Genomic DNA, 12786 nt, shown 5'->3' on the forward strand with positions numbered 1-12786 from the left:
TCAACCGTTGGGGGAACATCGTGAGGTCTGGTCTCAACCGTCTCCGCGCACACGCACCGACCGCAGATGGGAGGGGAAGGCACCGGGCACTGCGGCCGGCCGCGGTCAGCACCGCACTCGCCCTGCTGCTCGCGGGCGCCGGCATCTGGGCGCTCCCCGCGCAGGCCGCGCCCGGCGACACCTCCGCGGCGACAGGGCAATACCTGAATGGCTCGCTGCTCGGGCTGGACGCGGCGCTCGTCGCCTCGCTCGGCGGAGAGGCGGCCGTCAGCAACGGCGCGGCCGATCAGACGAACGCGAACAATCTGAACGTCGGCGTGCTCGGCGCCGTGACACTCACCGCCCCCGGCGGCATCCAGCTGCCGCTCGACCTCGGCAGCGCCGGAGTGGTCGGACAGTACGCCTCCGCGCTGCAGAACGGGTCGTCGGTCGGGGCATCCGGTCTCACGTCCGCCACCGGCGACATCGGGACGGGGATCACCCCCGCCCCCGGCGTCGCACCGGGCCCGCTGCACCTGAACCTCGCGCAGGCCGTCTCCTCGCTCGGCCTCCCGACCGCGACCCTGAACGAGGTGGCGCAGCTCGACCTCACCGTCGGCATCACGGCCGCGCGGGCCGCCCAGGCCGCTCCCGGTGCCGCAACGGGCTCGTACTCCATCGCATCGACGGGGCTCAGCTTCCAGAGCCCGACCCTCGCGGCACTGACCACCGCGATCACCAACCAGGTGGCGACCGTCCAGACGGCCGTCGACGGGCTCTCGGGGCCGGGCGGAACGCTCGCGACCTCCCTCGCCGGCCTCCCGCTCGCCGGCGTGCTCACCACCTCGGCCACGGTCGGCGCCGTGAACCTGCAGTCGGCCGTCGCGCCGCTCCTCACCGGCACGATCACCGACCCGGCCTATCCCGGGATCGCCATCGACCTCGGGACGGGGACGGTCACCGTCGACCTCGGGGCGATCACCGCCCTCGAAGGTCTCGCCCCGAACACCAACGTCCTCAGCGGCCCGGTCATCGCCGAGATCGGCAACCGCATCACCGGGGTCGTCGGGTCGCTCCTGACGCGCGTGCAGAACACGCTCACCACCGCCATCGACGCACTCACCGTGACCGCGGGCGTGAGCGTGCTCGGCCTGCCGGTCGTCACCGTCAACTCCACCGTGGGCGCGCTCCTCGGCGGCGACACCTCCGGGATCGCCCTCGCCGGCGCCGGGCTCGCGCTCCCGCTGGGAACGGTTCTGAGCGCACTGACCGGACCGCTGAACTCCGTCGGCGCACTCGTCACGGCGCTCGGCCCCGCCGTTATCGCGCCGGTCGCGAACACCCTCGTCCCCGCGCTCGACCCCGTGCTGAGCCAGGTCGTGACGCTGACCGCCAACAACCAGTCCACCGCCGGCGGCGTGTTCACCGAGACCGCACTGCGCGCGACGGTCCTCCCCGCGACCTCGGCGCTGGTGCTGAACGTCGCGAACGCGAGCGTCGGCCCCGACGCGGTCCCCGCTCCGCCGACCGCCACCGGAATCACGCCGGCGCAGGGGCCGCAGGCGGGAGGCACGACGGTGACGATCACCGGGACCGGCTTCACCGGCGCGACCGGGGTCACCTTCGACGGGACCCCTGGCAGCACGTTCACGGTGGTGAACGACACCACGATCACGGTGACCACCCCGGCCCACGCGCCTGGAGCCGTGAACGTCGTGGTGCAGCATCCGCTCGGCGACACGGCGCCGCTCACCTACACCTACCTCGCAGCCCCCGCGATCACCGCGGTGGCCCCGACGAGCGGACCGCAGACAGGAGGGACTCCGGTCACCATCACCGGGTCGGGCTTCACAGGCGCGACCGCCGTCACCTTCGGCGGCACCCCGGCCACCGGCGTCACCGTCGTGAACGACACCACGATCACGGCGACGACACCGGCCCACGCCGTCGGCCCGGTCGGCGTCGTGGTGACAGCACCGGGCGGTCAGTCCGTCCCCGGCGACTTCACGTTCCTGCCGGTCCCCGCGATCAGCTCCATCGCGCCGGCCAGCGGCCCGGACACGGGAGGCACGCACGTCACCATCACCGGTTCCGGCTTCACCGGCGCGACCGGCGTCACCTTCGCCGGGAGTCCCGGCACCGCGTTCACCGTGGTGAACGACACGACCATCACGGCAACGACCCCCGCGGGGATCCCCGGTCCGGCGAGCGTGGTCGTGCTGTCCCCGGTGGCGAATTCCACCCCGGGCATCTTCACCTACCTCGCCGTGCCTGCCATCACCGGCATCACGCCGAACAGCGGGCCGCAGACGGGAGGCACAGCGGTGACGATCACGGGATCCGGCTTCACCGGCTCGACGGGCGTCACGTTCGGCGGCGTCCCGGCCACCGGGGTCACCGTCGTGAACGACACCACGATCACGGCAACGACACCGGCCAATGCACCAGGAGCGGTGAACGTCGTCGTGCAGAATCCGGTGGCCGACTCCGCGCCGGGCACCTTCACCTACCTCGCCGTCCCGGCCATCACCGGCATCACGCCGAACAGCGGCCCGCAGACCGGAGGCACCGCGGTGACCATCACCGGGAGCGGATTCACGGGTGCGACCGGGGTCACCTTCGACGGCGTCCCCGGGGTGGGATTCACCGTCGTGAACGACACCACCATCACCGTTGCAACCCCGGCCCACGCTCCGGGCGCGGTGAACGTCATGGTGCAGCATCCGGTCGCGGACTCCGCCTCGAGCACCTTCACCTACCTCGCCGTCCCGGCCATCACCGGCATCACGCCGAACAGCGGCCCGCAGACCGGAGGGACGTCCATCACCATCACGGGCAGCGGGTTCACCGGAGCCACGGGAGTGACGGTCGGCGGCGCGCCGGCGACCGGGGTCACCGTGGTGAACGACACCACGATCACAGCCACCACTCCTGCGGGAACACCCGGCCCGGCGAACGTGGTCGTGCAGTCCCCGGTCGCGGACTCCGGGCCAGGCACCTTCACCTACCTCGCCGTCCCGGCGATCACGAGTCTCACCCCGACGCACGGACCGCAGACCGGAGGCACGACCGTCACCATCACCGGCACCGGGTTCACCGGCGCCACCGGCGTGAACTTCGGAGGCGCTCCCGGCACCGCCTTCACCGTGGTGAACGACACCACGATCACCGTCACGACCCCGGCCCACGCGCCGGGAGCAGTGGGAGTGATCGTGCAGCACCCGAACGGAGCATCCTCCCCCGGGACGTTCACCTTCGACGTCGTCCCGGGTGCCCCCACGATCTCCGGACTCGCACCCGATCACGGACCGGCGCGCGGCGGCACGACCGTGACCATCTCGGGAAGCGGGTTCACGAGCGCCACGAGCGTGACGGTCGGCGGCCAGTCGGTCCCGTTCACGGTCGTCGGCGACGGCACCATCACGATCACCACACCGGCGCACGCCGCCGGGGCCGTTCCGATCGTCGTGACGACGCCGGTCGGCTCGACGCCTCCCGCACCCTTCACCTACGACGCGGGGACGACGGTCGACGGGGTGACGCCGAGCTCCGGGCCGAGCGGCGGAGGAACGACCGTCACCGTGACGGGCGGCTGCTTCACCGGCGCGACCGCCGTGCTGTTCGGGACGACACCGGCGACCTCGTTCACCGTGATCAACGACGCCACCCTCACGGCGGTGAGCCCTGCCGGCGCCGGCACGGTCGACATCACCGTGGTGGGCGCCGCAGCCTGCGGCACCGCGACGCTCCCCGGCGGGTTCCGCTACGTCGATCCCCCGGCGGGAGGCGGATCGACCGGCGCTGCGTCGACCGGCTCCGACCCGAACGGCCTCGCCGACACCGGGTCCGACACCGGCAATGCCACCCTGCTCGCCGGCCTCGGCCTCCTGCTCATCCTGGGCGGCGCCCTGATCGTCCTGCGTCGAACCCGGCGCGCCTAGCAGAGACGCGTCACGCAGAAATGCGCCACGCAGAAGGAAGAGGGACCATGACCGATACCGCAGTGGTACGCGCCTCCGGACGCCGCCGCAAAGTGAGGGCCGTGCTGGCCGCCGGGCTCGTGCTCGGCGCCGGCGCCGCCGTGACGCTCGCCGCCTGGAACGATTCGGAGTTCGCGACAGGCACGTTCACCGCCGGGACGTTCAACCTGGTCGGCAGCACCGACGGCACCACTTTCACCGACCATGCCACTGCCGGCACGGCGGCGACGCTGCCCTTCACCGTGAACGCCGCATCCCTGTCGCCGACGGACGTCGCAGCAGCGCCGTTCGCCGTCGAACTCGCGGCGAACACGACGAACAACGCCACCGTGACCGTCACGAGTGCCGGCACGACCGGCACGGTGACCAACCTGACCTATCAGCTGCTGCAGACGACCACGTTCGGCTGCACCGCGGGAACGACCGGTACCACGCTCGTCCCCGCGGGAACGGCGCTGAGTACGGTCCCGGCCTCGACGACATTCCCTCTGGCGGCGGGCACGGGCGGCGCGGCAGGGGCACCGGTCTACCTGTGCTTCAAGGTGACGGCCGGCGCCGGGCTCGCCCAGGGCCAGACCGGCAGCGCGACCTGGCAGTTCCAGGCGGCGAGCCAGTAGCGCCGATGCCCCTCGAGCCGCCGCCTCGCAGCCGGAGAGTTCGGGCGCTCCGGCTGCGGGCGGTGCTGGCTGCGGGAGTCGTGCTCGGATCGGGAGCGGGGATGACGCTCGCCAGCTGGACGGATGTCGAGTACGGCACCGGGTCGTTCACCGGCTCGGTGTTCGCCACCGAGTCGAGCGTCGGCGGCTCCGCCTACGCCGCCAATGCAACGGCCCCCGGGGCGACCGCGACCATCTCCGGGGCGTTCGCCCCCGGCGTCTCGGCGTATCTGCCCGTCCTCATCCGCACCACGGCCGCGTCCGTCGCCGGCACGGTGACGCTGAACGGCGCGACGCTCGGCGGCACGGACGCGGCCACCCTCGGCGTGGCGCTCGTGTACCGCGTCGTGCGCACGACGGCGACGTGCGCCGCGTCGGCGTTCTCCGGCACGCCGGTCTTCGTGGTGGGGTCCGCCGGCACGACCCGACCGCTCACCGCCGGCCAGGAGACGGGCGTGGTCAATCCGTTGGCCGCGGCCACGGCCGGCGCGCCGGGAAGCCCCACCGGATTCTGTTTCGAGGTCACCCTCCCGACAGGGGCGGCGAACAGCCTCCAGCACAAGTCGGCCTCCGCGACCTGGCAGTTCACGGCGGTGTCGGGATGACCGGCCGCCTGCTGCCCCGGGCCGGGGACGCGCTGCTGACGCTCGCGGCCGCCGTCGGCGCGCTGTGCATCGTCGGCGCGATCCTCGCCGTCGTCTTCCACGTCGGCCTGATCCTGTTCAGCACCGGCTCGATGAGTCCGACCATCCCTGCGGGCTCGGTCGCGCTGGTGCGGGCGATTCCCGCGTCGGAGGCGCGGCCGGGCGACGTCGTGACCGTCGACCGCCCAGGCGAGCTCCCGATCACGCACCGGGTCGTCAGCACGACCCCGGCCGGGAACGGCATCACCGAGCTTGTGCTGCGCGGGGATGCGAACGCGGCCGACGACCCTGCGCCGTACCGGGTGAGCCAGGTGCGGATCGTCGTGGCGAGCGTTCCTGGCGGCGCGCGGGCGGTGGCTTTCGCGTCGAGCCCAGTCTTTCTCGGGGCCGCGACGCTCGGAGCGGCCGCCCTGGTGGGCTGGGCGTTCTGGCCGAGGGAGGACCGCGCGGGTCGGGTGGCCCGGGGCCGGCACCGCACTCCCGGTTCGGGCGCGACGACGGTTGCGGTCGTCCTCGCCGGTACCGGCATCGCGGTCGCCGCCCTGGTCGCCGGGCCCGCCCCGGGAGCGCACGCCGCGACCGTCGTCACCACGACCTCGAGCCGCTACCTCACGCTCACCTCCGTCGTCGACCCCGAACGCTTCGCCGCGCTCCGTCCGGGCGATCCGGTCCGCTGGACGGTCGGCGTGACCGCGCATCCGCCGACCCCCACGACGATCCAGCTCGGACTGACCGCGACCGGTGCGCTCGTCTCCTCGCTCGTCGTCTCGGTCATCGCCTGCCCGACGCCGTGGGCCGGCGTCACCTGCCCCGGGGTGCCGGAGACCCTCCTCCGCGATACACCGGCGGCGACGCTCCCCGCCTCCCCGCCCCTCGCGATCGGCTCCATGCCCTCCACCGCACAGCGCTGGCTGGCGGTGGACCTGGTCATCCCACCGGGTTCCACCTCGCGCCGTTCCGCCGAGATCGCGGTATGGGCGTGGGGCTCCGGCGACTCCGTCAGCGCCTCGACCCGGCCGAGCGAGCTGGCGGACACCGGGACGGGCGTCCCAGAGCTTCCGCTCGTGCTCGCCGGCGGCGCCGTCGCGGCGGGAACGTCGGTCGCGGCCGTCGCCGCAGTCGCTCGATCGAGGAGGCGACCGTTGTGAAGCGCCGCGCCGTCCCCCTCCTCGTCGGCCTCATCGCGGGCCTCGCCGCCGGTCTGCTCGTTCCGTCCGCGACGGCACCACTCCCGCGGGCGGAGGCCGGATGGTCGCGGAGCACCTACGCATCGGCGTCCGTCTCGTCGGCGACCATCAACCCGGTCCCCACCCTCAGCTGCGGGGCGGCGAGCGGCCTCCTCTCCGGCGGCGTGCCGTTCACCTGGACGGCTCCGGCCTCCGGCGGCAGCGCCCTGGCCCCGCAGAGCTACACGCTCACCTGGTCGGGCACAGCGGGGAGCGGTTCGGCGACCGTGTCGGGCACCAGCGGGAGCGTCGCCGGCGCGACGCTGTCGCTCCTCGGCACCTCGACGGTCACGGTGACGGCGAACGCCTCGGGCTGGACGTCGTCGACCTCCCTGCAGACCCGGACGATCACGACGGTGCTCGGCGTCGGGGGCGTTGTGCTGCTCTGGGACTGCGCCTGACGGCGTCTCCTCCGGCGGCCCGCGCCGGTAGTGTCGAGGCATGGCCCGACCCCGCAAGCAGGACGAGCGCCGTGCCGACCTCATCGAGGCGGCGCTGAGCGCCGTGGGCGAGCGCGGCCTCCGCTCGCTCTCGCTCGCCGACGTGGCGGCGAAGGCGGGGCTGACCCGCGGGGCGATCCTGTACTACTACGAGGACCTCGACCAGCTGCTGGTGGAGGCCCACCGCGCCGGCCTCGAACGCTTCTGCGACCACCGCGACGCGGTCGTCGCCGGCATCGCAGAGCCGCAGCTGCAGCTCGCCGCCGCCATCCGGGAGGGCCTGCCGAGCGGACCGGACGACGCTCTGATGCGGCTGCTCTACGAGTTCGATGTGCTGGCCGGCACCTCCGCGCTCCACGACGAACTGGTCGAGCGGATGTACCGGCGGCAGCTCGCGACCTACGCGGGCATCCTGGAGCGCGGCGTGGCCGCCGGCGTGTTCGCACCCGCGCTGCCCCTCGAGACCCTGTCGATGAACCTCGTGGCACTGGAGGACGCCTACGGGCTGCACATCGTCGCGGGCAACTCCCTGATCACCGTCGCGAGCGCGGAGGCCGCCATGCGGGCCGCCGCCGACGGCCTCGGCGCGCCGACGGCGCTCTGAAGAGGCGCCCGGGATCGGTTTCGCCGGAGAGGGTTTTCGGTAGCATCCTGAGATGCTCGCGCGTGTCGTATTGCTCGCATCTTGCGTCTTCGTCGCTGTGCTCGCCTGGTCGGAGTTCGTGCATGATCGGGCGTCGCGTCGCAGGCTCGGCTCGTCGGCTGCAGCGGCGTCTGTCTCGGAGGCCGTTGTCGTCCTCGGCTACCGCAATCGCGCGACGCGAGCGAACTTCGTCAACCGGTATCGTGTCCGCGCCGGGTTGCGGTCGTTCGACGGCAACGCGGGCGCGTCCGTGTTGGTGTTGTGCGGTGGCGGCGTTGCCGGGGCGGTGCCGGAGGCCGAATTGATGGCTCGCTATGCGCGTGGCTGCGGGTTCACCGGGACCATCCGGCTGGACACGACCAGCAGCACGACGCGGGAGAACATCCAGAACGCGGTCCCGCTCATCGAGGACGTGGACTCGATCAAGATCGTCTCCAATTCGCTGCACGCGGAGAAGGGCCGCGCGTATCTCTGGAAGCTGAGGCCGGATCTCGCCGGGCGTCTTCGACGGGGCGCGGAACATCGTTTCGGGGAAATCGTGCTGCTCAAGCCGGCCGCCGCGATCATCGGGCTCCGCGGGCTGGCTCGACTTCGACCCGAGTGATCGCACTGGTCCTCGCGATGACGGCGTTGTGGACGACGGCGGCGCGGTAGATCGCGCCCTAGCCGACCGCGCTAGCCGACCGCCTACGCGGGCGGCGCCGTGCTCGCGCGGCGGATGAGGCGCGTCGGGAGGCGCACGTGGGTCGGGTCGGGGGTCTCGCCCGACATCAGGGCGACGACCATCTCGGCCGCCGCCGCGCCGAGGCGTCCCATCGGCTGCCGGATCGTGGTCAGCGGCGTCGAGTAGCGCGAGGCCTCCGGGATGTCGTCGAAGCCGACCACGGAGAGGTCGCGCGGCACCTCCAGCCCCAGCTCGTGCGCCACCTCGATGACGACGATGGCCGACAGGTCGTTGGCGGCGAAGATCGCGCTGGGCCGCTCCGGTGCGGCGAGGAGCCGGCGGGCGGCCTCCCGCGCGCTGTCCTGCTCGTAGTTGCCGACGCCGACGATCGCGGGGTCGTAGGCGATGCCGGCCTCGCTGAGCGCGCGGCGGTAGCCGGCGTCGCGTGCCGCGGACGATCGCAGGTCCGGGCGGCCGGCGACGAAGCCGATGCGGCGGTGGCCCAGCCCGATCAGGAAGTCGACGGCGCTGCGCGCCCCTCCGAAGCTGTCCGACTCCACCGTCGGGAGGTCGGCGCGGCCGGTGTGCGGGTCGACGGCGACGATCGGCACGTCGACGTTCGCGTTGACGACTGTCGGCGTCACCATGATGACGCCGTCGATCAGCGTGCCGCTCAGCCTGCTGAGCGAACGCCGCTCCCAGCCCTCCTGGGCCAGCTGGCGCGAGCCGCTGTACGCGAGGAGGTCGTACCGGGAGTCGGCGAGCGCCGCTCCGACACCCTTGAGGACCTCGGCGCTGAACGGCTCGAAGTCGGCGACCAGCACCCCGATCACGCCGGTCTGGCGGGAGCGCATGCTGCTGGCGACCAGGCTGGACTCGTACCCGAGCTCCTCCACGATCTGGAGCACGCGCTCGGCCGTGTGGGAGGCGACGCCGTAGCGGCCGTTCACCGCTTTCGACACGGTCGCAGCGGACACGCCCGCCGCTTCCGCCACGTCGTTGATGGTTGGTCGTCGTCCCATGACCGTGCAGCATAGCAAGCTCGAAAAGGATTTCGAAAAGGATTTCGAAAACGTTTGACACTCCCAGGTGAGGTTGCGACACTGACACGGTCCGGTCAGCCTCCCGGACCCCGACGAGACCGTGCACCGGCGCAGGCGAGAGGCTTCGCAAGCCCGGCACCCCCCACACGGGCCCCGTCACCGGGCATCGACGATCACGTGGATGCCGCTCAACGAAGAGAACAGGTTGGAATCACATGAAAGCCAAGAAGCTCCTCATCGGAGCAGCTGTCCTGGCCGCCGGCTCGCTCGCGCTCACCGCATGCAGCGGCACCAACGACAGCTCCAGCAACGGCAAAGTCAGCATGACGCTCTGGCAGAACTCGACGACCGGCCCCGGTCAGCAGTACTGGAAGGACGCGATCGCAGCCTTCGAGAAGGCCAACCCGAACGTCACCATCAAGATGCAGTCGATCCAGAACGAGGACCTCGACGGCAAGCTCCAGACGGCGCTCAACTCGGGTGACGCCCCCGACATCTTCCTGCAGCGCGGCGGCGGCAAGATGGCCGCGATGGTGCAGGCGGGCCAGCTGATGGACCTCACCGACAAGGTGTCCTCCGACACCAAGAAGGTCATCTCCTCCGGCTCGTTCAAGGCCGAGACGTACCAGAACAAGGTCTGGGCCATGCCGCTCGCCGTCCTCCCCGGCGGCCTGTTCTACAGCCAGGACCTCTTCAAAGCGGCAGGGATCACCGAGGCTCCCGCGACCATCGACGACCTCAGCGCCGACGTGCAGAAGCTGAAGGCGACGGGCGTCGCCCCGATCGCCCTCGGCGCCAAGGACGCCTGGCCCGCCGCGCACTGGTTCTACTGGTTCGCGCTCCGCGAGTGCTCCGGCGCCACGATGGAGAAGACGGCCGACTCCAAGAGCTTCAGCGACCCGTGCTGGACCAAGGCGGCTCAGGACCTCGAGACCTTCGCAGCCCAGAAGCCGTTCAACGACGGCTTCCTGACCACCTCCGCCCAGCAGGGCGCCGGCTCCTCCGCCGGTCTAGTGGCCAACCACAAGGCCGCGATGGAGCTCATGGGCGCGTGGGACCCGGGCGTGATCGCCTCCCTGACGCCCGACCAGAAGCCCTTGCCCGACCTCGGCTTCTACCCGTTCCCCGAGCTGTCCGGCGGCAAGGGTGAGCCCGGCTCGATCATGGGTGGCGTCGACGGCTACTCGTGCTCGGTGAAGGCCCCGAAGGAGTGCGCCGACTTCCTCAACTTCATCGCGACCACTCCGCAGCAGATCAACTACTACAAGGCCTTCAACTCGCCGCCGGTCAACACCGACGCGCAGAAGGAGGTCACCGAGCCCTACCTCAAGGACGTCCTCGCCGCCTACAACAAGGCCCCGTACGTCTCGCAGTGGCTCGACACGGTGCTCGGCCAGAACATCGGCAACGCGCTGAACGTCGCCGTGGTCGACATGCTCGCCGGCAAGACCGACGCCAAGGGCATGATCCAGGCCGCGAACGACGCCGCGAAGAAGGGCTGAGAGGCCGCACTGTGAGCAACACCCGCGAGATGCACTCTGACCGGACGGGCTCGACCACCACCGAGCCGAAGGCGGATCTCGCGCAGCACGACGGGAGCGGCGCGACCGCGTCGCTCCCGTCGCCGCAGCGCCGCCGCCGCGGCGCGGGCTGGGGCCTCCGCGCCGAGATCCTCCTCCTGGCCGGCCCCGCCGTCATCGTCTTCCTGGCGTTCGTGATCTTCCCCGTCGTGATGGCCGCCTACTACGGCTTCTTCCGCTGGGCGGGCTACGGAACGCCGACCGACTTCGTCGGTCTCCAGAACTACCTCGTCATCCTCACCGACCCCGCGTTCCAGGCTGCTCTCGGCCACAACGCGTTCATCGTCGTGATGTCGATCGTCATCCAAGGCCCCGTCGCCATCCTCCTGGCGCTCCTCCTCAACAGGAGGATGAAGGGCCAGTCGCTCATCCGCGTTCTGATCTTCGTGCCGTACGTGATCTCGGAGGTCGTGGTCGGCACCGGCTGGAGCCTGATGCTCGCCACCAACGGCGCGCTCAACGGCTTCCTGCACAACGTCGGACTCGGCTGGATGGCGCACGACTGGCTGTCCGACCCGAGCATCGCCATCTGGACCCTGATGGCGATCCTGACCTGGAAGTACGTCGGCTTCGCCGTCATCCTCTTCCTCGCCGGCCTGCAGGGCATCCCCGAGGAGCTCTACGAGGCGGCAGCGCTCGACGGCGCGTCGTACTGGCAGATCCAGCGCAGGATCACCCTCCCGCTGCTCGGCCCGACGCTGCGGATCTGGGCGTTCCTCTCGATCATCGGCGCCCTCCAGCTGTTCGACCTCGTCTACATCATCTGGGGTCAGTACGTGGCCTCCACCGCCGGCACCTCGACGATGGCGACGTACATGGTCGCCAACGGCCGCAACGCCGGCAACTACGGCTACGGCAACGCCGTCGCCGTCGTGATCTTCCTCATCTCGTTGTTCGTCGCGCTCGTCTACCAGCGTTTCGTCCTCCGCCGCGACACCGCAGGAGCCGTGACCACCGCCAAGAACGCCGAACGCAGGGGGCGCCGCAACGCCTCCGCGAAAGAAAGGACGGCGTGATGACCACCCTCACCGCTCCCTCCACCCGCTCCTCGCGCGCCGCACGCCGCGCCGAGCGCAAGAGCCTGCCCTGGGGCTCGCCCGCCGTCTACTTCATCGCTCTGCTCGTCATCGCCCTGATGATCGTCCCGATCGCGTACATCATCATCGGCGGCTTCCGCACCAACTCGCAGATCACGGTCGACCCTGCCGGATTCCCGAACCCGTGGAACCCGGCGAACTACCTCGACGTGCTCACCGGCAGCGTGTTCTGGGGCCAGGTGCTCAACTCCACGATCACCGCCCTGGTCACGACCGTCGGCGCCGTCGCGCTCGGCCTGATGGCCAGCTACGTGCTCGCGCGGTACACCTTCCGCGGCAGCGGGTTCCTCTACGCGCTCTTCGCCGCCGGCCTGATGTTCCCGATCACCGTCGCGATCACACCGCTGTACATCGTGGTGCGCAACCTCGGCCTGATGAACTCGCTCGCCGGCGTGATCATCCCGCAGATCGCGTTCGCGCTGCCGACGACGATCATCATCCTGGTGCCGTTCCTGCGCGCGATCCCCGACGAGATCCAGGAGGCCGCCTTCATCGACGGCTGCAGCCGCCTGGGCTTCTTCTTCCGGATGGTGCTGCGGCTGTCGCTCCCCGGCGTCATCACCGTCGGCATCCTGGCCTTCATCGGCAGCTGGAACAGCTACCTGCTGCCCCTGTTCATCCTGAACGACCAGGCGACCTTCACCCTGCCGCTCGGCGTCCAGGCGTTCTCGTCGCAGTACGCCACGGACACGTCGAAGGTGCTGGCCTTCACCTCCCTGTCGATGATCCCCGCCCTGATCTTCTTCAGCCTGTTCGAGCGCCGCATCGTCGGCGGACTGACCGGCGCCGTCAAGGGCTGAGCCCCTCCGGCTCCACGCACAACCCCGTACGCAG

General features: G+C 71.1%; 11 protein-coding genes. 10 read left to right on the top strand and 1 reads right to left on the bottom strand.

The window, feature by feature from the left end; genetic code table 11:
- The first annotated feature begins 20 nt into the window (after positions 1–20).
- From JNB50_RS23735 to JNB50_RS23765, 7 genes are read left to right on the top strand one after another with little or no spacing between them, the layout of a single operon-like run.
- Entirely contained in the window at positions 21–3920 is a 3900-nt protein-coding gene (locus JNB50_RS23735) for an IPT/TIG domain-containing protein (protein ID WP_208042563.1), read from the top strand.
- 47 nt (positions 3921–3967) lie between these two features.
- Positions 3968–4576, top strand: a complete 609-nt coding sequence (locus tag JNB50_RS23740; RefSeq protein ID WP_208042564.1) for a SipW-dependent-type signal peptide-containing protein — start codon at positions 3968–3970, stop codon at positions 4574–4576.
- A gap of 5 nt (positions 4577–4581) precedes the next feature.
- Positions 4582–5220, top strand: a complete 639-nt coding sequence (locus tag JNB50_RS23745) for a SipW-dependent-type signal peptide-containing protein (protein WP_208042565.1) — start codon at positions 4582–4584, stop codon at positions 5218–5220.
- Entirely contained in the window at positions 5217–6407 is a 1191-nt protein-coding gene (locus JNB50_RS23750) for a signal peptidase I (RefSeq protein WP_208042566.1), read from the top strand. Before JNB50_RS23745 ends, JNB50_RS23750 begins: the two co-directional genes overlap by 4 nt.
- Positions 6404–6886: a hypothetical protein gene (locus JNB50_RS23755; RefSeq protein ID WP_208042567.1), complete on the top strand. Its 483-nt coding sequence runs from the start codon at positions 6404–6406 to the stop codon at positions 6884–6886. Before JNB50_RS23750 ends, JNB50_RS23755 begins: the two co-directional genes overlap by 4 nt.
- A 40-nt stretch (positions 6887–6926) precedes the next feature.
- Entirely contained in the window at positions 6927–7529 is a 603-nt protein-coding gene (locus tag JNB50_RS23760; protein WP_208042568.1) for a TetR/AcrR family transcriptional regulator, read from the top strand.
- 52 nt (positions 7530–7581) lie between these two features.
- Positions 7582–8172, top strand: coding sequence for an ElyC/SanA/YdcF family protein (locus tag JNB50_RS23765; protein WP_208042569.1), 591 nt, complete (start codon positions 7582–7584; stop codon positions 8170–8172).
- 83 nt (positions 8173–8255) lie between these two features.
- On the opposite strand, the gene JNB50_RS23770 is transcribed toward JNB50_RS23765, so the two are convergent.
- Positions 8256–9254 (bottom strand): LacI family DNA-binding transcriptional regulator, encoded by a 999-nt coding sequence (locus tag JNB50_RS23770; RefSeq protein WP_208042570.1) that lies wholly within the window; start codon positions 9252–9254, stop codon positions 8256–8258.
- Between the two features lie 236 nt (positions 9255–9490).
- Here JNB50_RS23770 and JNB50_RS23775 point away from each other — a divergent pair, with 236 nt between their 5' ends.
- From JNB50_RS23775 to JNB50_RS23785, 3 genes are read left to right on the top strand one after another with little or no spacing between them, the layout of a single operon-like run.
- Positions 9491–10777, top strand: coding sequence for an ABC transporter substrate-binding protein (locus JNB50_RS23775; protein ID WP_208042571.1), 1287 nt, complete (start codon positions 9491–9493; stop codon positions 10775–10777).
- Positions 10778–10806: 29 nt separating this feature from the next.
- A complete protein-coding gene (locus JNB50_RS23780; protein ID WP_208042595.1) occupies positions 10807–11871 on the top strand; it encodes a carbohydrate ABC transporter permease in 1065 nt (354 codons plus the stop codon).
- A complete protein-coding gene (locus JNB50_RS23785; RefSeq protein ID WP_208042572.1) occupies positions 11871–12752 on the top strand; it encodes a carbohydrate ABC transporter permease in 882 nt (293 codons plus the stop codon). Before JNB50_RS23780 ends, JNB50_RS23785 begins: the two co-directional genes overlap by 1 nt.
- The last annotated feature ends 34 nt before the right edge of the window (positions 12753–12786 follow it).

The organism is Leifsonia sp. TF02-11, assembly GCF_017565305.1.
In the GTDB taxonomy this organism is placed as follows: Bacteria; Actinomycetota; Actinomycetes; order Actinomycetales; family Microbacteriaceae; genus Leifsonia.

What these genes read in the sequence shown, in the direction of transcription:
- JNB50_RS23740 (WP_208042564.1), top strand. Translation starts at nt 3,968, where the DNA reads ATGACCGATACCGCAGTGGTACGCGCCTCCGGACGCCGCCGCAAAGTG.
- JNB50_RS23745 (WP_208042565.1), top strand. Translation starts at nt 4,582, where the DNA reads ATGCCCCTCGAGCCGCCGCCTCGCAGCCGGAGAGTTCGGGCGCTCCGG.
- JNB50_RS23750 (WP_208042566.1), top strand. Translation starts at nt 5,217, where the DNA reads ATGACCGGCCGCCTGCTGCCCCGGGCCGGGGACGCGCTGCTGACGCTC.
- JNB50_RS23760 (WP_208042568.1), top strand. Translation starts at nt 6,927, where the DNA reads ATGGCCCGACCCCGCAAGCAGGACGAGCGCCGTGCCGACCTCATCGAG.
- JNB50_RS23765 (WP_208042569.1), top strand. Translation starts at nt 7,582, where the DNA reads ATGCTCGCGCGTGTCGTATTGCTCGCATCTTGCGTCTTCGTCGCTGTG.
- JNB50_RS23770 (WP_208042570.1), bottom strand. Translation starts at nt 9,254, where the DNA reads ATGGGACGACGACCAACCATCAACGACGTGGCGGAAGCGGCGGGCGTG.
- JNB50_RS23775 (WP_208042571.1), top strand. Translation starts at nt 9,491, where the DNA reads ATGAAAGCCAAGAAGCTCCTCATCGGAGCAGCTGTCCTGGCCGCCGGC.
- JNB50_RS23780 (WP_208042595.1), top strand. Translation starts at nt 10,807, where the DNA reads ATGCACTCTGACCGGACGGGCTCGACCACCACCGAGCCGAAGGCGGAT.
- JNB50_RS23785 (WP_208042572.1), top strand. Translation starts at nt 11,871, where the DNA reads ATGACCACCCTCACCGCTCCCTCCACCCGCTCCTCGCGCGCCGCACGC.